At 64.7% G+C, this 19,164-nt stretch carries 16 protein-coding genes; 10 read left to right on the top strand and 6 right to left on the bottom strand.

Annotated elements, in window-relative coordinates:
• The first annotated feature begins 356 nt into the window (after positions 1-356).
• Genes ACGFI2_RS01760 through ACGFI2_RS01745 form a run of 4 tightly spaced genes read left to right on the top strand, consistent with a single transcriptional unit; the run spans position 357 to position 7,060 of the window.
• On the top strand, positions 357-1,967 hold the full coding sequence (locus tag ACGFI2_RS01760) for a type I restriction-modification system subunit M (RefSeq protein WP_393508979.1): 1,611 nt from the start codon (positions 357-359) through the stop codon (positions 1,965-1,967).
• Positions 1,936-2,763 carry a hypothetical protein gene (locus ACGFI2_RS01755; protein WP_393508976.1) on the top strand — a complete coding sequence of 276 codons (828 nt, stop codon included), beginning with the start codon at positions 1,936-1,938 and terminating at the stop codon, positions 2,761-2,763. The genes ACGFI2_RS01760 and ACGFI2_RS01755 overlap by 32 nt, the downstream gene beginning before the upstream one ends.
• A complete protein-coding gene (locus tag ACGFI2_RS01750; RefSeq protein WP_393508973.1) occupies positions 2,760-4,004 on the top strand; it encodes a restriction endonuclease subunit S in 1,245 nt (414 codons plus the stop codon). The genes ACGFI2_RS01755 and ACGFI2_RS01750 overlap by 4 nt, the downstream gene beginning before the upstream one ends.
• On the top strand, positions 4,001-7,060 hold the full coding sequence (locus ACGFI2_RS01745; RefSeq protein ID WP_393508970.1) for an HsdR family type I site-specific deoxyribonuclease: 3,060 nt from the start codon (positions 4,001-4,003) through the stop codon (positions 7,058-7,060). Before ACGFI2_RS01750 ends, ACGFI2_RS01745 begins: the two co-directional genes overlap by 4 nt.
• Before the next feature lie 9 nt (positions 7,061-7,069).
• Here the strand turns inward: ACGFI2_RS01745 and ACGFI2_RS01740 are convergent, their stop codons facing one another.
• The 6 genes from ACGFI2_RS01740 to ACGFI2_RS01715 form a co-directional block, all read right to left on the bottom strand.
• Positions 7,070-7,636 (bottom strand): hypothetical protein, encoded by a 567-nt coding sequence (locus tag ACGFI2_RS01740; protein WP_393508967.1) that lies wholly within the window; start codon positions 7,634-7,636, stop codon positions 7,070-7,072.
• A gap of 104 nt (positions 7,637-7,740) precedes the next feature.
• Positions 7,741-7,992 (bottom strand): hypothetical protein, encoded by a 252-nt coding sequence (locus ACGFI2_RS01735; RefSeq protein ID WP_393508964.1) that lies wholly within the window; start codon positions 7,990-7,992, stop codon positions 7,741-7,743.
• Positions 7,993-8,168: 176 nt separating this feature from the next.
• On the bottom strand, positions 8,169-9,191 hold the full coding sequence (locus tag ACGFI2_RS01730; protein ID WP_393508962.1) for a hypothetical protein: 1,023 nt from the start codon (positions 9,189-9,191) through the stop codon (positions 8,169-8,171).
• A gap of 144 nt (positions 9,192-9,335) precedes the next feature.
• On the bottom strand, positions 9,336-10,328 hold the full coding sequence (locus ACGFI2_RS01725; RefSeq protein WP_393508959.1) for an ImmA/IrrE family metallo-endopeptidase: 993 nt from the start codon (positions 10,326-10,328) through the stop codon (positions 9,336-9,338).
• 37 nt (positions 10,329-10,365) lie between these two features.
• Complete coding sequence (locus ACGFI2_RS01720) at positions 10,366-11,325, bottom strand: hypothetical protein (RefSeq protein ID WP_393508956.1); 960 nt, start codon at positions 11,323-11,325, stop codon at positions 10,366-10,368.
• Positions 11,326-11,434: 109 nt separating this feature from the next.
• Positions 11,435-12,241, bottom strand: a complete 807-nt coding sequence (locus tag ACGFI2_RS01715; protein WP_393508953.1) for a hypothetical protein — start codon at positions 12,239-12,241, stop codon at positions 11,435-11,437.
• Between the two features lie 743 nt (positions 12,242-12,984).
• Here ACGFI2_RS01715 and ACGFI2_RS01710 point away from each other — a divergent pair.
• The 6 genes from ACGFI2_RS01710 (at position 12,985) to ACGFI2_RS01685 (ending at position 19,082) form a co-directional block, all read left to right on the top strand.
• Positions 12,985-13,206 carry a hypothetical protein gene (locus ACGFI2_RS01710; RefSeq protein WP_393508950.1) on the top strand — a complete coding sequence of 74 codons (222 nt, stop codon included), beginning with the start codon at positions 12,985-12,987 and terminating at the stop codon, positions 13,204-13,206.
• A complete protein-coding gene (locus ACGFI2_RS01705; RefSeq protein WP_393508947.1) occupies positions 13,203-14,594 on the top strand; it encodes an N-6 DNA methylase in 1,392 nt (463 codons plus the stop codon). Before ACGFI2_RS01710 ends, ACGFI2_RS01705 begins: the two co-directional genes overlap by 4 nt.
• Positions 14,591-15,214, top strand: coding sequence for a restriction endonuclease subunit S (locus tag ACGFI2_RS01700; protein ID WP_393508944.1), 624 nt, complete (start codon positions 14,591-14,593; stop codon positions 15,212-15,214). The genes ACGFI2_RS01705 and ACGFI2_RS01700 overlap by 4 nt, the downstream gene beginning before the upstream one ends.
• Before the next feature lie 384 nt (positions 15,215-15,598).
• On the top strand, positions 15,599-17,272 hold the full coding sequence (locus ACGFI2_RS01695; RefSeq protein ID WP_393508941.1) for a cellulose binding domain-containing protein: 1,674 nt from the start codon (positions 15,599-15,601) through the stop codon (positions 17,270-17,272).
• A 164-nt stretch (positions 17,273-17,436) separates the two neighbouring features.
• Positions 17,437-18,537, top strand: coding sequence for a helix-turn-helix domain-containing protein (locus ACGFI2_RS01690; RefSeq protein ID WP_393508938.1), 1,101 nt, complete (start codon positions 17,437-17,439; stop codon positions 18,535-18,537).
• The gene (locus ACGFI2_RS01685) at positions 18,534-19,082 is read left to right on the top strand and encodes a hypothetical protein (RefSeq protein ID WP_393508936.1); all 549 of its coding nucleotides are present in this window, start codon (positions 18,534-18,536) and stop codon (positions 19,080-19,082) included. The genes ACGFI2_RS01690 and ACGFI2_RS01685 overlap by 4 nt, the downstream gene beginning before the upstream one ends.
• Positions 19,083-19,164 lie beyond the last annotated feature (82 nt).

Raw genomic sequence — 19,164 nt, 5'->3', positions numbered from 1 at the left:
AGGCGTTCGGCGGTGCCTCGCTGCCGCTGCCGACGCGCACCAACGATCAAGGCCCTGGCCTGGTAGATCTCGGCCAGGTCAGGGCCTTCTTCACGTACGCCGGTGGTGGTTTGTGGCTCGATGGGTGCTGGGCAGCTGTTGGACCGGGATCGGCGTCGGTAGGACGCGATGCGATGCAGCGGACAGACGAGTAGATCAGGACCAGCTTTCAGCTGGCTGACCCAGTTCGGCGGCAAACCGCACGCTCGCCTAAGGTGACGGGCAGGTAACCGGAGGTTACCTCGCAGTTGGCATACGGAATGTTCGGCGAGGCCACTCCCTTGTCGCGCCGACGAGCTCTGGTAAGACTTCACCCTGTGACGACAGAGCCAGCCTGGACCACCGCTGCTGAGGACCGCAAGAAGGAGCGGGAGCGAGCTGAACTTCACCGGGTGATCTGGAAGATCGCCAACGACCTGCGTGGAAGCGTGGATGGCTGGGACTTCAAGGCGTATGTGCTGGGGATGCTCTTCTACCGATTCGTCTCCGAGAACTTGACGGCCTACCTCAACGAGGCGGAGCGCAGCGCAGGCAACGGGGACTTCGATTACCGCTACCTGTCCAACGCCGACGCCGAGCTCGGGCGCGAGGAGACGGTGAAAGAGAAGGGCTTCTTCATCCTGCCCCAGGACCTGTTCGCGAACGTGCGTGAGCGGGCCAGCAAGGATGAGAATCTCAACGAGACTCTGACGCGGGTGTTCACCAACATCGAAGCCAGCGCGGTCGGCACCGCTTCCGAGGACGACATCAAGGGCCTTTTCGCCGACCTCGACGTCAACAGCGGCAGGCTCGGCCCCACCGTCGCGAAGCGCAACGAGAGGCTGGTCAAGCTCCTCGACGCGATCGGATCGCTGAACTTCGGCAACGGTGAGTTCAACGAGAACACCATCGACCTGTTCGGTGACGCGTACGAGTACCTGATGCAGATGTACGCCTCCTCGGCCGGCAAGTCCGGCGGGGAGTACTACACGCCGCAGGAGGTCTCCGAGCTGCTCGCCAGGATCACGGTGGTCGGCAAGACCGAGGTGAACAAGGTTTACGACCCCGCCTGCGGCTCGGGTTCGCTGCTGCTGAAGTTCAAGAAGGTGCTGCCCAATGGGGTCCGGCAGGGCTACTTCGGTCAGGAGATCAACCTGACCACGTACAACCTGTGCCGGATCAACATGTTCCTGCACGACATCCCGTACGAGAAGTTCAACATCGCCCACGGCGACACGCTGATCGACCCGTACCACTGGGACGACGAGCCGTTCGAGGCGATCGTCTCCAACCCGCCCTACTCCACGCGCTGGGAAGGTGACTCAAACCCGCTGCTGATCAACGACGAGCGGTACGCCCCCGCCGGTGTGCTGGCGCCAAAGTCGAAGGCTGACTTGGCGTTCACGATGCACATGCTGTCGTGGTTGGCGGTCAACGGCACGGCCGCGATCGTCGAGTTCCCGGGTGTGCTCTACCGCGGCGGTGCGGAGCAGAAGATTCGCAAGTACCTTATCGACAACAACTACGTCGATACCGTCATCCAGCTCCCACCCGACCTCTTCTTCGGGGTGTCGATCGCGACCTGCATCATCGTGCTGAAAAAGTCAAAGATCGACAATCGGGTGCTCTTCATCGACGCCGCGGCAGAGTTCACGCGCCAGGGAAATAAGAACAAGATTGCCGCCGACCACCAAGCCAAGATCCTGGAGGCGTTCACCCGCCGGGAGGCCGTCGACCACTTCGCAGCCTTGGTCGACTACGAGATCATTCGCGACAATAACTACAATATTGCGGTTAGCTCCTACGTCGCGGCTGAGGACGTCCGCGTAGCGGTCGACATCAAAACGCTTAATGCCGAAATCGCCCGGATAGTCGCCCGACAGGCTGAGCTGCGCACCCAAATCGACGCTATTGTCGGTGATCTGGAATCCGACGATGCGACTGTCTGAATTGTTGTCCAAAGCCCCTGCCAACGAAGAGGCGCAGGTCGAGCGATTCCTCAATACCCGCCTAGCCTGGGGCAAGCACAAGACGATCGAGGTTGGCAAGGTCGCCATCAACTTCAAGTGCAAGAACTGCGACGACGTTCGGACGTTCATGTCGGGCGACAAGCTGTCCTGCCTTGGTGTTGGTGACCGTGTGGTCAGCATCGACGCGTGCCTAAAATGCCCAGTCTGCGAAGCGGCCATAGAAGCCTGGTTCCTTGTGGTGTCCAGGGATGAACTGGACGGGCCGGCACCAACCGTACGGTTGGAGCGCTATGTAGAAAACCGGCGCGGCATGGCGAGTCGGGTGGGAGTTGGCGCCGGTGGTTTCGATGATCTGCTGGAGCGCGCGCAGCTTGCCTACGAGGTACAGCTCGGTGCCGGAAGCATGGTCTACCTCCGGAAGATCTTCGAAGCAATCACCAACCAGGTCGCCAATATCGCAGGCATACCCACCACCGGCAACAACGGCGGTCGCAAGCCGTTCCGCAACCTCCTGCAAGAAGTCGATGAGCAGCACCACATCATCCCGTTGGCATTCTCCAGTGACGGATATAAGTTGTTCAAAGAGCTGAGTGAAATCGTCCACGGAGATTCAAGTGACGAAGTGGCCCTGCAGAAGTATGACCCATGCCGAAGACTGGTCATCGGAATCATCCAGAATGTCGCTAGCGATCAGGAGATGAAGCGGGCAATCGACGCACTCGGATGGAATGTTGACAGGGTGAACCTGCCTTCGAGTGGGGCGATGGCGCCATGAGCGAGATCGATAGGTTACTCGCCGAGCACTGTCCGGATGGTGTCGAGGTAATGACGCTCGGCGAGATCGGAAGCTTTGTCCGCGGACGTCGCTTTACCAAGGCTGACATGGTCGAGAAAGGAATCCCCTGTATTCACTACGGGGAGATCTACACACAATATGGCGTGTCCGCGCGCACGACCATCTCGTATGTGAGGGAGGGCCTGCGCAATCAGCTGCGCTACGCCCGCCCGGGGGACGTGATCGTCGCTGGCGTCGGTGAGACGGTCGAGGATGTCGGCAAGGCCGTGGCGTGGCTCGGCGAAGAACAGGTGGCGATTCACGATGACTCGTTTCTGTTCCGGAGCGAACTCAATCCGACATACGTTGCCTACTACTTCCAGACCAGCGCCTTCCACGCCGAGAAGGAGCAGCATGTCGCTCGCGCCAAGGTGAAGAGGCTCTCCAGTAGCGGTCTGAGTAGGGTCACCATCCCGGTTCCTCCCGCTGAGGTTCAGAGCGAGATCGTACGGATCCTCAACAAGATGACTGAGCTACGAACTGAGCTGCGAAGTGAACTGCGAGCCGAGCTGCTGGGCCGCACGCGCCAGCACCAGTACTACCGCGACCGAGTTTTTACTCTTACTGAAGGCGAAGGCGCCAGGCATGCAAGGTTGGGCGAACTGCTGAGAGAGCCTTTGACTAACGGGCGATCGGTCCCAGATGGATCTGGATATCCGGTTCTTCGTCTTACGGCACTGCACGGGTCTGTTGTGGATACTGGCCAGCACAAACTTGGCAATTGGGATGACGCGACTGGGCGGCGCTTCCGCATCGAGTCCGGAGACCTGCTCATTGTGCGTGGGAATGGTTCGAAGGACCTAATCGCGCGGGCATGCATGGTGGAACGCACGGAAGAGGTCGCTTTCCCGGACACGATGATTCGAGTTCGGCCCGATCTTAGTCAGGTGTCGCAGCGATATCTGTTTCATGTTTGGGAGAGTCCCGCGACGCGAGTGCAGCTCCAGAGATCGGCGAAGCTCACCTCGGGAGTGTGGAAAGTCAGTCAGCGCGATCTGTCTGAAATCATTCTTCCTGTGCCCCCGCTTGAGGAGCAGGCGCTGATCGTGTCGATGCTCGACAAGTCTGACAGAATAGTGACCGACTTGTCTGCCGGCCTGTTAGCGGAGATCGAAGCTCGGCGGAAGCAGTACGAGCACTACCGGAACACGCTTCTTACGTTTAAGGAGCGGGTGGCGTGAGTCAGGGCGGCGGTGTGGAGGCACCGAATTCGGGGCTGCGGTACGAGCCGATCGTGGTAAGCGACGAGGCGACGGTGGTCGCGACGTACGAACCGGACAACGGCAGCGATCAGGGCTACCAGTCTGAGGCGGAGCTCGAGGCCAAGTTCATCGAGATGCTGAGGCAACAGGCGTACGAGCGTCTCCACATTAAGTCGTCGACCGACCTGGAGGTAAACCTGCGGCGTCAGTTGGAGTTGTTGAACAATGTGGTCTTCAGTGACGACGAGTGGAAATGGTTCTTCGCTAAAAAGATTGCCTCGAAGAATGAGGGCATCGTCGAGAAGACGGCGCGCATTCAGGAGGACCCGATTCAGGTCCTCGCGCGTGACGACGGCACGAGCAAGAACATCAAGCTGCTCGACAAGTCGAACATCCATTCCAACCGACTCCAGGTGATCAACCAGTACGAGGCGGTCGGTCAAGGTGCCGGGACGGCTCGCAAGCACCGCTATGACGTGACGATCCTGGTCAACGGGCTGCCGCTGGTGCATATGGAGCTGAAGCGGCGCGGGGTTCCCTTGAAGGAGGCGTTCAACCAGATCAACCGCTACCAGCGGGAGTCGTTCTGGGCCGATGCCGGACTGTTCGAGTACATCCAGCTCTTCGTGATCTCCAACGGCACGCACACCAAGTACTACGCGAACACGACTCGTGCCCGAAAGGTGGCTGAGTCCGAGGGCGGCAAACGTAGGCGGAAGCAGACATCAAACTCGTTCGAGTTCACCTCGTGGTGGACCGACGCGGAAAACCGGCGCATCGGCGACCTCACCGCGTTCACGCGGACATTCTTCTCCAAGCACACGTTGCTGAACGTGTTGACGAAGTACTGTGTTTTCGATGTCTCTCGTACCCTGCTGGTGATGCGGCCTTACCAGATCGTGGCGGCTGAGCGGATTATGCGGCGAGTGGAGTCCTCGGCGAAGGCGACCGGGCCGAAGGCCGGCGGCTACATCTGGCATACCACCGGGTCGGGAAAGACGCTGACATCGTTCAAGACCGCGCAGCTCGCGTCGAAGATGGATGGTATCGACAAAGTCCTCTTCGTAGTGGACCGCAAGGATCTCGACTACCAGACGATGCTGGAGTACAACCGCTTCGAGAAGGACTCGGTCAACGGGTCACGCTCGACCGCCGAGCTCAAGCGTCAACTCCAAGACCGGAACGCCTCGATCATCGTCACCACGATCCAGAAGCTGTCGCGGTTCATCGAGCAGAACAAGGGCCACGAGATCACCGAGGGTCACGTGGTGTTGATCTTCGACGAGTGCCACCGGAGCCAGTTCGGGGACATGGGGACCGCGGTGCGCAAGGCGTTCCGCCGCTCCCACCTCTTTGGGTTCACCGGCACCCCGATCTTTCCGCAGAACGCCGGCGGGGCGACAAAGGATACTACCGAGAAGATTTTCGGCGACCGACTACATAGCTATACGATCCTGGACGCGATCAACGATGGAAACGTGCTGCCCTTCCGCGTCTCCTACCAAAACACCGTGCGTGCAGCGGACGACGTCGAAGACAAGCAGGTCGTCGGAATCGACACCGAAGAAGTGCTGCGCCATCCCGAGCGAATTCGGAAGATCGTGGCGTATGTCCTCGACCACTTCGATACCAAGACCATGCGCACCCAAGGGTACAGCCTGGGTGAGAAGCGGGTACGTGGCTTTAACTCGATGCTGGCGACCGCGTCAATCCCCGCCTTGAAGATTTATTATGACGAGTTCGCCCGGCAGCAGACCGAGCGTGCGGTCGCGGACCCGGCCTACCAGCGGCTGAAGATCGCCACGATCTTCAGCTACGCGGTCAACGAGGACGAGGAGGTCGGCGGCATCCTCGATGACGAGGCGATGGACGCGGACCAGCTCGACGCCTCCTCCCGCGACTTCCTCGCACGCGCGATCAGCGACTACAACGCCGACTTCGGCACGACGTACGACACCTCGGCGGCCAAGTTCGAGAATTACTACAAGGACCTCGCGCGTCGAGTGAAGGATCGTGAGGTCGACCTGGTCATCGTGGTCAATATGTTCCTGACCGGGTTCGACGCAACCACACTGAACACGCTATGGGTAGACAAGAACCTCAAGTCCCACGGGCTGATCCAAGCGTTCTCCCGCACCAACCGGATCCTCAACTCGGTCAAGGCCTACGGCAACATCGTCTGCTTCCGCAACCTGGAGCAGGCCGTCGACGATGCTCTGGTGCTCTTCGGCAACTCCGAGGCCAACGAAGTGGTGCTGCTCAAGCCGTACACCTACTACCACGCTGCGTACGTCGGCCTGGTTGAGCAACTCCTGGAGCAGTGCCCACCCGGAACCGAGCCGTTCGGGGAGGCTCAGGAGAGGGCGTTCGTCGTGCTCTTCGGCCGGATTCTCAGAGTGCGCAACATCCTGACCTCCTTCGACGAGTTCGCTCACGACGAGTCGCTGCCACCGAGGCGACTACAGAACTACACGAGCGTCTACAACGCACTGTGGGAGAGGCACCGCAAGCGGGACAACGGCGAGAAGGAGTCGATCCTCGACGATGTCGTCTTCGAGATCGAGCTCATCAAACAGGTTGAGGTCAACTTCGACTACATCCTGATGCTAGTACAGAGGTGGCGTGACGAGGGTCAGGCCAATATCGGTGAGGACGGCAGGATGCCGCTGCGTGCCATCGAGGACGCCATCGATGCCAGCCCATCGTTGCGGAACAAGAAGGACCTGATCATGGACTTTGTCGACTCCATGTCGGTCACCGGCGATGTCAACGACGACTGGCGCGTCTTCGTCACTCGACGACGAGAAGCCGAACTCGCCGAGATCATCGACGCCGAGCGCCTTCGGGCCGAGCAGACGAAATCGTTTATTGAAGCGGCCTTCCGCGACGGCGCGATCGCAACCAACGGAACGGCGATCACCCAGGTCCTGCCGCCGGTCTCGCGCTTCGCGAAGGACAACAACCTCGGCGCCAAGAAGGAGCGCGTCATCGCGAAGCTGACCGAATACTTCGAGCGCTTCTCCAAGTTGACCTGAAGGTGCCGCCTATCTGGCCCACCAGGGAGCAAGCGCGTCGAGGTGGGCGCGTACGGCATCGGTGAAGGCGGTCTCCAGCGGGGGCAGCGACGATAGGTCGATGACTGTCGGCGGGATGTTCATCCCGGGGTCTTCGGTGATTGGCGTGGCTTGCCATGCCTCGCGCATCGCACCCCCGGCGACCTTCCGCAGTTCGCGCACGAGGGCGGTGTACGCCTCGCCTACAGTGCTGGACTCGGCGGCGGTCCAGGCGGTGAAGTAGCTCAGTTTGCTTTGGATCTCGCGCGTTGCTTCGGACAGGCGGACACGTTCGGCGGCCCCGTCGTCGTGGCGGCGCCTGCGGATTGCGTACGGCATCTCCTTGTATGTCGCGTACGCCTGAAACGCGCTGGCGAAGAGGTCACGTTGCCGGGCTCGTTCCTCCTCGCGACTCTTGCGCCGCGCTGTCCACACCGTGATACAGGCGGTTAGGACCGCAGCGAACACCGCCCCAGACAGCACGCCAGCCACTGCCAAGGTGGAGACCGCCTGCGGCTGTGGGGCCTGGGGCGGCGACCCGGTGCCGACCGTCGCCACGGTGGTTGGGCTGTTTGAGGACCGAACCGGTGGGGCGGTGCCGGAGACGGCCGGCATGGGGCCGGCCGATGCTGTCGGCGGTGGCGTAGGGGGCACACGTTCTCCTAAGTGTCGTGGGGTGCTTCGTTGCCAACCCACTCGCCGGTGCGGCGCCACCATTCTTCCCGAACCAGATGCGCGATGACGTGCCCGAGCAGCGCTGCAGCGCCGTCGCGGCGCAGCCACCGCTGCTCCGGGTCGTCGAACGGCAACCACATGCATAGCTCCCCACCGTCGTAGCGGTGCGGGGACTCAGTGGGTCCGTCTACGAACACCCGTGGCACCTCCGGCGAGCCGGTGGAGAACACGATGGTCACCTGCCTCGGTTCGATACCCGGCGGGTACACGGTGCACCGCACCGCGTACCCGCCCCGGAACCGCCGAGGTGGGCGAACTACCCCGACTGGCACGCCGGTGGCGGCGAGCTGAGCAGCGAACCGTAGCCGTGGAGCCGGCTTGGCGAACCAGGCCGGCTCCCGCCAGGGCCTCCGGGTCACCGCGGCGACCGGCCGCCGTAGGCGCGGGTCGGGACCACCAGCGCCGCCGGCCCGGCGAGCCCCAGCGCGGTGGTGGGTACCGGCTGGCGCTGGCGCAGCAGGTCGGCTGCGGCGGCCAGCCCGTTGTTGTTCGGGTCGTCGATGTACTTCCAGAACATCTTGTGCAGCGCCGCCTGCACCGCCATCTCGTCGGCGTCGTTCGCGAGGGCCTCGGCGAGCGCGTCGGCGGCCTTGCGCAGCCGGGTCGCCACGACCGTGCGGTCGAGCAGCAGCTTCAACGGTGCGGACACCCCGGCGGGGTCGGGCGTGGCGTACCCGCGGCTGATCCGGGTGGCCGCGCTTTCGAGCACCGTGTGCAGGGCGGTCGGCACGCCCATGCCGGTGTCGACGAACTCCCACGCGAGCGTGGACAGGTGGAACGACGACATGCCCGGGGCCGTGTACTGCTTGTTCCAGGCCTTGAGGAGCCGGATCACGATCCGGCGGGTCGAGCGCAGCGAGGCCGGGCCGGCGTTGAACAGCTCGACATGGCCCTCGGGGTGCGAGGCCTCCCAGCGGTCCTTCTCCAGGTTCGGGATCCACAGGCCGTCGCCGTCGCGGCGGGTCAGTGCCACGACCAGGTCGACCGTCGGGTCCTGGCCATCGACCGGGGCGCTGAACGACAACTTCGGTCCACGCTTCGAGGTGCCGCAGCGTGCCTTCGGGTACGTCTTGCGGACTCCCGGACCGAGTAGCGCACACAGCTGCTCGGCCACCCTGGTCGGCGTCTCACCCCCGCCCTCCGGGCCGAGGTTGGGGTAGCAGCGACGGTCGAGCACGAGCCCGCCGTCGCCGTCGGTCACCGGGTGGTTCATGGTGTGGTGCGCCAGAGAACCGCTGGCGTAGGTCCGGAGCGAGCCGGGCAACCCCGTCGCGAGGTCACGCACCAGCTGCAGCCGGACGCGGGCCTCCTTCAGCGGGACGTCGCTGGCGTCGATCTGGAGACGGACGGTGGACAGGAGTTCGGCGGTGTGACCCATATGGTGGCCCCCAATCCGCGCTGCATCGCGGCGCAGCGCTTCGTCGGCAGCACCCTGGTCGGGGTGCTGAAGGGCCGTCGTTGGCCCTCATCCACCTCTGACGACGCATCTCGGGATCCGTCCAACCCTGCGATGAGGCGCAGGTCAGAGGCAGTCCCGGCAAACCGTTCCGCCGGCCGGGAACATGGCCAGCCCGTACGTCAACATGCAATGCTCGCAGCGGCGCTCGCGTTTCAGCGTGCATGTGCAGTGTCCGGAGGGACAGCGGGGCTCGTTGCAGGTGGCGCAAAGGCCGGTCACCTCGAAGAGGTTGCCGCACACCTCGCACTCGGCCTCGGTCGGCTGCCGCTGGGCCGGCACGCCGGGCCGGGGTGGGGAGAACGTCTGCCACGGGGCGTGGTCCGTCACCAGGACGGCGATCAGGTAGCCGTCGCACCACGCGGCCTGCCCGTAGAGCGGGTCGCTGCTGTGTCCGGAGCGGTAGCGGATCGTGGTGCTGTCGACGGTGAACGCCGCGCCGTCGGCACGCCACGGGTCGCGCAATGCGGCAGCGACCAGTTTTGTCTGGGACTGGTCGCTGCTGCGAGCCGGCGGGTAGATGCCCTTGGCCGTGGCGAACGACACGGCGCCGTCTGCGTCGTAGAGCACGACCGCGCCGAAGCTGGCAAGGTGTTCGGCCGCACGGACGACGCAAGCGGCGCGCGACGCGCTGGACTTCCGGTAGAGCGCGACGATGTCGCCGGCCGTGGGCGTCTGGTCGCCGAAGCAGCCGGACACCACCGCGTCGGGCAGCAGCACTCGGGCAGCGAACAGGTCGCAGGCGTCGTCCTCGAAACGGTCGTCGGCGGCCGTCAGGATCCTGGTGCCGAGATCTGTGTCGGTGTTCTGAAGATGGTGGCCGAGCTCGTGCAGCGCGGTGAACTGACGACGACCTGGTGAGGCCGACACGGCCACGCAGAGCGTTGGCGGCTGAGTTTCGTCGTTGTAGCTTCCCGCCACCGAGCAGCCCCCGGCGGTCGGCGAGATCTCATCGACCAGCCGCACCTGCACGTCCGGCCAGGTCTGCACCTCGGCGAGCGCATCGACGCGCAGCCGGTCAAGTACGCCGGGCTGGCGCTGCTCCACCCGGTCCAGCATGGCCATAGCCTGCGTCTTCACGGCGGCCGATTTTGCCCTACTCGCCATGCTCGGCTCCGCTTGTCGCGGTCTCGGAGGCTGCGAGCCATTGGCCGATCCGCCTGCGCCAGTCCGGGGCGGCGCCGCCAGTCTGACGAAACGCCATCGCGAACGTTCCAGTCCCGGCTCGAAGCCGTGCGACGTCTTCTGAAACGCCCAAACGACGGGCGATCGACCGCCATACTGTTCGCCATCGCGGCTGCTCCAATTCCACCGCAAGGCCCGCAGGCAGCCCGTCCGTCGTCGCCATGATTTCCTCGGCGGCATAGCCAAGCAGTTGAGCCAGGACCTCGGCCTGGTGCAGGGTCACCGGCTGCTTACCCTGCAAAATCTTCATCACGGTGGGCTGTGGGAGCCCGAGAGCGGTGATCACGGCAGGTAGTCCCACACGGGCGGCAGCCGACTTGAGGTTCACGGCCTGCGCTGCTTGTACCGGGACCAGCGGCGCAGCTGCCAGGACATCAAGGTCGTCCAACAGGCTGGCACGGATCGCGATACTGCTAGCGAAAGGATCGACGGGCAGCCGTCCTCGACGGGTACCTGGCGGGGGTGTGCGGATGGTGCCCGCCGAGGTGTCGGCGCACCAGGCGGTGATGTTGGCGGACCAGTTGTCGATAGCGCGGCTAAGCGTCCCGGTCGGAATCGAGGTGGCCAGCCCTGCCCATGCTGTTACCTCGACTGGAAGCGCTGTGCAGTTCGGGCTAACGAGGAGGCTTTGTTCATCTTCCCCGGTCGGCTCGACCGACACCGGCACGACCTGCCAGTGCCGCCCCTCCGCAGCGAGGAGTAATACCAGCTGCGAGACGCTGTCCCATTCGGCCTGCCACACCTGTCCGGTCGCCGGGTCGACCTCCCAGGGATCGCCGAGCCGGTCACGCGCAGCCGCAGTGGTCAGTGTGCGGGGGACCTGTAGCGACTCCGCGAGGCGGCGCAGACGGTCAGGCAGCTCGGCCATCACTATGAACCTCCTCTGGCGCTAGGGCACGCTCTACCAGGAACTGACGGCACACCAGCCAGATTGTCCAATCCCAGCAAGCGGGCGACGCTGGCGTGCCCCTCTAGGGCACCTATTGGCCGGTACACAGCACCAGTACCTCCCGCCCGACCTGTTCGGGGTCGTCGCAGGCGCCGGTAAGCTCCTGAATCAGGACCTTCAACTTCTTAATCTTGGTGTAGGCGGTGCTGCGTCCACAGCCCAGATGCGCCTGAACGGCCGAGACGTCGACGAGCAGGGGTAGCAGATGCCGCTCCTGGGTCGTGAGCTGGGCGAAGATGCTGGCTGCGAGGTCGATCTGCTCTGACGCCTCCAACTGAACCTCCCATGCAAGGTCCGGAGGCAGCTCGGTTGCCTGGACTGGGTGGCGCTCCTCGTCGATCGCACGGGACTCCGGGTCGAGCGTCGCAGGGAAGCGCTGCACGATCACCACTACGAGCTGATGCAGCTCGACACTCTGACCACCGGCGGCTTCAAGCACCTCCCGCAATACGGCCGTCAAATCAGCAGCGTGGGCGATCGGAGGTCGCCGAGTCGGATCACTCCAGCGAACCGCTCGGGCAGGCACCCGATATGCAGCGGCAACTAGGTCCTCGATGCGCCCACCCCAGGGCGGCCCGTCGGTGTCTGACAAGCGCCACCGCCCCGCGCCCGGCTCGCCGTCGGCAACCATCTCGAACGTCGAGTCCTCGGCCATGTGCTTTCGAAGTCGGCGCAGCACGGATCCGACGTCGGTCTTGCGGACCTGGTCGATTAGCCAGTGGTGCACGATCTTGGATAGCAGCGGGTGCACGGACTCGTCGTCGCTTGCCATGGTCAAGATCGCGGTGACCGTACGCTCCCAACGTTGCTCGGCAAAGTCCTGCACGTAGTCAGCCACAAGATCATCATCTAGGCGCCGGTCAGCGTGCAGGACCGGAAGGCGTTCCAACCGTGTTCGCATGACCTTGGTCAGCAGCTGGATGAAGTCGCTGCCGACCTTGCCTTCACGCAGGTTCGTCAGGACGGAAACCTCGGGCTCCTCTCATCGCTGCCACCTGCTTGCTCGACGTTCTGCAGCTCAGATCGTCGCGGCGACCACGATCACCGCATCAGCGGCATGCTTCCAGGGGGACACGCCGTAGCGCGACTCTCAGCCGGCAAGAAGACAGAGGCTTGCATTTGGAGGTGCCGGCCTTCAGGGCTAGAGATCCGGTGTTTGGTGATATCGAGGTACGCCACGACGTGCTCGTCCGCCAGTGGATGGGGCTCGCCTCCGGCGTCCCCGCCTGCCCGTGCAGAGCGCCGCAGTGCATCAGGCTCTGGCCGCGCTCACGATCCGGCCACTAGGGACGGCGTCGTCGCTGCTCACGCCGCCTTCACAACGGCTTCGGCCGATTGACTCGCCCGGCGGCACGACCCTCGGCGCGAGCTCGTCGCCAGGTTCGCCGTTGGATCGACGGTGCGACTTAGAGGTCGCGCGTATTGCCCTGCGCGTTGACGCGCAGGGCAATACGCATCTACAGTGGAGCCAGCTACCGATGAGAGGAGCGCACCCTTGGATGTGATGAGGTCCCTGGCTGTGGGGCACGCCGCTGCAGGCGTACCGCGCGGCCGGAACTTCCGACTGCCTGGCGAGCTTCGATGATTGCCAAGCTGCCGCCTGGGGCGTTGGCCGGCGTGGTGGCGCCGGTCGGTGTGGCGTTGGCCGAGGCGCCGTGGTGGGTGGTCGCCGGTGCGTTTCTTTTTGCGCTGGCGAATCGGATACTGCCTCGGGACTCGAAGGACTTACTTAATCTCTGGCTGCGGATCATCTCGCGCCGGAGCGGGCCAACGGACAAGCGGGACAAGGAGCGGGACGCATGAACCATGGACCGGGCGAGCTTGCGCCAGTGACGGTAGGCGCGGCGGCGCGGCGTATCGCTGAAGCGGTCTGGCAAGACCTTGACCGATACCGCGGGGTACTCAATGTCGTCGAGTTTGGCGATGTCGTGCTCGTCCTGTTGTACCTGAGGTGCCGTCCCGCATGGCAGGTTTTGGTTGACGGTGCCTCAGACGTCGAGCGGGTACTTCGCTCTGACCTGCCGGCAGACAGGGAGAATCCCTTGCTCCTTCGTCCCTTGCTGGAGTCGGTGCGCAAGGCTAGTGATCTGCGTCAGTTGGCACCGCTCGTGGAGCTGGTCGACCGGCTTGGCCCGGATGATCAAGTCTCTCTTGCCCAGGTCTTCAGTGCGGTACTCGATCGGGTGAGCGGGTTAACGACCCGCAAGGGCAGCGGGGATTTTCACACTCCCAGGGCCATCACGGAACTGTCCGCACGGCTGCTCGACTCGAAAGAGGGCGACGAGATCCTCGATCCCTGCTGTAAGGCAGGCGGATTTCCCGCCGCGATCGCCGATCGGCTGATGCGGCAGGGGAAGGCCGTCGACCGGATGGCGGTGGCAATTGCCGACTACTCGATGCGGTCGTGCGCGTTGGCGTACCTGCAGCTGCGTCTGAGAGGGGTAACGCCGCAGGTGCTGCCAAGCGTTGCCGACAGCCTGCCATCCGGGGCACCGGAGAACGGCTACGACGTGGTAACGGCGAATCCGCCGTTCAACTTGTCGAACTGGCACGGCGATGGTCGATTCAGTGGACGCTGGAGGTACGGCGCGCCACCGACGCACAACAGCAACTTTGCATGGCTGCAATACGTCATCGCCTCGCTTAAGCCCGGTGGCCGGGCGGCAGTGGTAATGCCACACGGTGCCGGGCTTTCAGAAAACCCACAGGAGCGCAATATCAGGGAGGCGATGCTCGACGACGGCGTGGTCTCGGCAGTCATTGCGCTACCCGGTCAGATGTTCGCCGGCACCGACATCCCAGTCACGTTGTGGCTCCTGCAGCGCTCGCCCATCATCCGCCCCTTCGAGGTGCTGTTCGTTGATGCGACCGAACTCGGCAGCATCCAGCAGCGCCGCCGAACCCTCGACCCCGAAGACATTGACAGGATCGTCGAGGCGTACCGGAACTGGTGGAAGCATTCACTTGATCAGGTCGCAGGGTTCGCCGCTGCGGTACCAATTGAGAGAATTCGCAGCGACGGGTACCGGCTGAACCCCCGCGCTTATATCCCGTCAATCAGGGACGCGCCAGACTTGCGGACGCGAGCCCGGGAGGTAGGCGAACTCACGCGGCGACTGGATCGGCTTGCCAAACAAGCCGCGCGTCTCGATCGGATCCTCGAGGAGCACCTGAAGGAGCTTTCCCTGTGAACTTCCTGGTCGGTCCTGTCCCAGCCAGCTGGCAGGAGATGCCGCTAGGCAAGGTATGTGACGTGGTAGCGGGCCCGTCGAACAGCATGATTCGGCCGTTCGACGCCGATGGCGTGCCGGTTGAAGTCGTCGCACCTAAGCACTTGATGTACGGGCGCATCGCGGGTAGCAGCACTGTATTGGTGGCGGCTAAGGCATCCGCGCAGCTGGATCGGTATCGACTCGTCCCCGGCGACCTGATCTGTGTGCGTACCGGAGATCTCGGCAAGCAGGCCCTCGCCGGCCCGGAGCACGAGGGATGGGTAATCGGGACAGCCTGCTTCCGGCTACGTCCCGAAGCATCCGTCGATCCCCGGTACCTGCTGCACTACATGCGACATCCGGCGGTCCGGGATTGGATCGACAGGCATGCCTCGACAGCCACCGTGCCAACGCTGACCCTAAACACCCTCCGGACCATGCCGGTACTGGTTCCGCCCTCCGCCGTCCAAGAAACCATCGGTGACACCATGAGTGCTCTTGACGACAAGGTTGCACTACACCGGGAGATCGTCGAGGTTGCGGAGCAGTTGCGCGATTCGCTGTTGCCGCTGCTGTTGACGAACCAATCAGCGCCTTAACCATGGACAACCCGCGACCGTGTCATGGGGTGCTCCGCGGGTACTCGGCCGCCCATCGACAGCTTTGATCGGGGGTGGACTCTTCGGCACCATCGCGGGGCGCAGGCAGGAAAATCCGGCAGAACGTGGATTGGTGGGATGCACAGGGACTAGGAAAAATCGGCCAACGCCGGCTCTTAATCCGCGGGTTCGGGGTTCGAGTCCCTGGCGGCGCACCAACGATCAAGGCCCTGACCTGGCGGTTATCGCCGGGTCGGGCCTTTTTCGGGTCAGTGGGTGGGCGGCGGGTGGTGCCGTTGGACGCATCCCACGCTGCGCCGTCGCGCATCTCAGCTGTCGAGCATTACCTTGACGTTCATCTATCTGTAGCGAGATGGTCCACGCATGGTGGGCACTGGTCTCAAATCGTTGGTCCGTCGCCTGTGGCCGGCCTTCGTGGCCGTGGCCACGCTGCCGGTCGCGGTGCTGGGCGTGGGTCTGGTCACCGCGCCCCCGGCCGGCGCCGGCGCCGTGTCGGCGCTGGCCAGCACCGTCCCGCCATCGCTCCCGCCGATCTCGCCGGCGCCACCGGCCACGCCCGCGCTGCTCACGGCCACCACCGTGACCTCGACGTCGGTCACCCTGAGCTGGACCGCCGCCACTCCCGGCTGCTGCGCCATCACCAACTACACCATCATGTACCCCGAGCCGTTCAGCGACGTGATCCCGACCGTGACGGTCGGAAACGTCACCACGACCACGATCACCATCTCGCCGGCGCACCAGTACAACATCAGGGTGGCGGCCAAGGACTCGGTGGGACACACCTCCCCCTGGTCGAACCAGATCATCGTGGTGGCTCCGGTCACCGACAGCGGCCCGGACACCGTGCCACCGGGCTCGCCGACGAACCTGACCAACCGGAACGGCACGCTGTACTGGTCGGCCGCGTCGGACAACGTCGGCGTGACCGGCTACCACGTCTACAGGTTCGACGGCTGGTACACCTCCACGCTGCTCGGCACCGCCACGTCGACGACGTACCAGCTGCCGCCCTCGGCCACGACGGGACCCGGCCCGCACATCCAGTTCTACGTACGCGCCACGGACGCCGCGGGCAACCTGTCGGCCGCGTCCAACACGGTCGACGCGACCAGCTCGACGCCCCCGGCCGACCTCCCGCCGACCGCGCCGAGGAACCTGGCGGTCAGCCGGATCACCTCGACGTCGGTCACCCTCACCTGGACGGCAGCCGAGCCCGGCTGCTGCGACGTCACCGGATACACGCTCGGATACTTCCAGGCGTTCTACGACCTGGGGGGTTCCGTCCGGGTCGGCAACGTCACCACGGCCACGGTCACCCTCAAGCCGGCCACGCAATATCGCTTCATGGTGCAGGCCGGTGACTCGGGCGGGCACAGTTCACAGTGGTCGGATCCGCTCACCGTCATCACCCCGGCGACCGACACCGGCCCCGACACCGTGCCGCCGAGCGCCCCGGGGACGCTGACCGCAGGCGGCGTGACCACCACCTCCGCCACGCTGAACTGGACGCCTTCGACGGACGACGTCGGGGTGACCGGCTACAACGTCTACCGCTGGGACGGGGTCTTCGTCTCGACGCTGGTGGCCACCGTGCCGGGCACCAGCCACACGGTGTCGCTCGCGCCGTCCGGGCCCAACCGCTACTACGTACGGGCCCGGGACGCGGCGGGCAACGTGTCGATCGCGACCAACGAGGTCGGTGTCCAACCGCCAACCAGCCCCACCTGCACGGTGACCTACCAGAAGCAGTCGGAATGGTCCGGCGGGTTCATCGCCGACGTCACGATCAAGAACACCGCCACGACCGCCGTCAACGGCTGGGCCCTGGCCTTCACGTTCCCGGGTGACCAGCGGATCACCACGCTCTGGAGCGCCAGCTACACCCAGTCCGGCTCCGCCGTCACGGTCCGCAACGTCGGTTGGAACGGCACGATCGCGGCCGGCGCGAGCGTTTCGTTCGGCTTCCAGGCCACGTGGAGCGGCAGCAACGCGACCCCCACGAGCTTCTCCCTCAACGGCGCCCCCTGCCGGTAAGGAGGGGTCCCTGTTTAGCGCTTCCTGTATAGGAGGGCCCCCTCCTAACCTCCGGGCCCGCACCGAGCTCAGCCAGGTGGTGGGCGGCGACCACTGAGCCGTTCTCGTTGCGGGCAATCTCAGTCGCCACCCATGCCGGCCTCAGATTGTGCGATTATCGCACTATGGCCGTGGAGCAGCAGGATTGGCGCCGCATAGGTGAGCAGGTGCGGCAGGCGCGCCTGTCAGTGGGCATGTCCCAGCAGGACCTCGCCGATGGCGTGGGGCTCGACCGCACCATGCTGGCCAAGGTCGAGGCGGGCAGCAGACGCCTCGACGGAGTGGAACTGGCGCGGCTGTCCCGTGTGCTCAGGGTGTCGATGGAGTACCTGATCGAGCCGCGGCCAGCGGTGCTGTCCCGACGGGCCGCGATGTTGACCGAAGAGACCGACACGGTGGCCGCGCGATCCTCCGAGCGTCTGGAGATCGCCTTGGTCGAGTGGCTGCGTAATGTGCAGCAACTCGTGGATGTAGGCGCTCTGCGGTCAGTGCCGCTACTTCGGTACCCCGGCACGGTGGCGTCCGAGGCTGACGCGAGACAGGCGGCCCGGTGGTTGCGACAGCAGATCGGCCTCGGTAGTGAGCCGGTCGGTAGCGTCATGGATCTCTGTGAGCGCGCCGGGCAGTGGGTGCTGGTGACCGACCTGCCAGGCGACGGTGCGTCCCTCGTCGAGGGAGATCTGGCTGTCGCGGTGGTGAGCACGGAAGGTGACCCTGGTCGTCGGCGAGCTACCGCCGCACATGAGCTGGGTCATCTGGTCGTCGGCGACGAATACTCCAGTGATCTGGGAGTCAGCACGTCTCGCGCGGAGCGCGAAGGGGTGATCGACGCGTTCGCCGCAGAGTTGTTGCTGCCGGTCGATGCGATGACCGGGGCCTTGGGCGGTGGGCGCGCGAGTCGGGGTTGGCTCATTTCTTATGCCGCTCGCTACCGCACGTCCTGGGTGCTGGCGCTACGACAGGCCGAGCGGGCGGGGGTGATCGATGCCGCGACACGTCAGGCATGGAGCGTCCCTCGGCCCACCCGGGCAGAGTTCATGGAGGCTCTAGGCTGGGCGCCCCAGCCGGATCTTGCCTCGGTGCGTGTATCACCGGGCTACGCACAGGCGGTCATCGAGGCATGGCGGGCCAGCCGAATCACCAGAGCCCGAGCGATCGAGCTGATGTACGGCGAGCTGACCGATGCTGATCTGCCTGAGGAGGATGACCTGGAGGCGGCTCCGTGAACCAGTCGCTGCCGCCGGGGTCGATCCTCGTGCTCGACACGATGCTTCTGTCCCACTTCACTCTTGCCGACCGGTTGGACGTTCTACAGGACCTGCTCCTGGACGCCGAGTGCTGGACGACGCAGGTGGTGGTGGAGGAATTGCGGGCCGGAGCCGCGACCCGACCGGAACTGTTGGTCGCCTGCGAGGCGGACTGGCTGAGGCGGGCGCAGTTGGACACGCTTGACGAGATCAGGTGCTTCACCGCGTGGGTCAGAAGACTGGGTGCCGCGGAGCGCAACCTCGGCGAAGCGTCCGTCCTCGCGGCTGCCGAGTTGCGGAGCGGCGTCGCGATCACTGACGACCGGCAGGCCACCAGGGTTGCCCGCTCCTACGATGCAGAGGTCCATGGCACGATCTGGCTTCTCGCTGCGGCCTGTCGGACCGGCAAGCAGACCGAGGCAGGTGCGGGCAACCTCATCGACGCGCTGCGGGCGACGAGTGCTCGCCTGCCCTGCTCGGGCGCTGAGTTCCCGGCCTACGCGCGCCGGCACCGCCTGCTGTGAACCGACGATAGACGGCTCGCGCCGGCCCGGGGCCGTGCCTGCTGTCAGTGGCGAGGCTGGCTGTGCGTTTTCGGCGGATGGG

This window comes from Micromonospora sp. NPDC049282 (genome assembly GCF_043197045.1).
Taxonomy (GTDB): domain Bacteria; phylum Actinomycetota; class Actinomycetes; order Mycobacteriales; family Micromonosporaceae; genus Micromonospora.
The sequence above is the reverse complement of the archived record's forward strand: the minus strand, read 5'-3'. Positions and strand labels throughout refer to the sequence as shown.

Coding starts and splice junctions, on each gene's coding strand:
- ACGFI2_RS01710 (WP_393508950.1), top strand. CDS start 12,985: ATGATTGCCAAGCTGCCGCCTGGGGCGTTGGCCGGCGTGGTGGCGCCG.
- ACGFI2_RS01705 (WP_393508947.1), top strand. CDS start 13,203: ATGAACCATGGACCGGGCGAGCTTGCGCCAGTGACGGTAGGCGCGGCG.
- ACGFI2_RS01690 (WP_393508938.1), top strand. CDS start 17,437: ATGGCCGTGGAGCAGCAGGATTGGCGCCGCATAGGTGAGCAGGTGCGG.
- ACGFI2_RS01725 (WP_393508959.1), bottom strand. CDS start 10,328: ATGCTGGACCGGGTGGAGCAGCGCCAGCCCGGCGTACTTGACCGGCTG.
- ACGFI2_RS01730 (WP_393508962.1), bottom strand. CDS start 9,191: ATGGGTCACACCGCCGAACTCCTGTCCACCGTCCGTCTCCAGATCGAC.
- ACGFI2_RS01695 (WP_393508941.1), top strand. CDS start 15,599: ATGGTGGGCACTGGTCTCAAATCGTTGGTCCGTCGCCTGTGGCCGGCC.
- ACGFI2_RS01750 (WP_393508973.1), top strand. CDS start 2,760: ATGAGCGAGATCGATAGGTTACTCGCCGAGCACTGTCCGGATGGTGTC.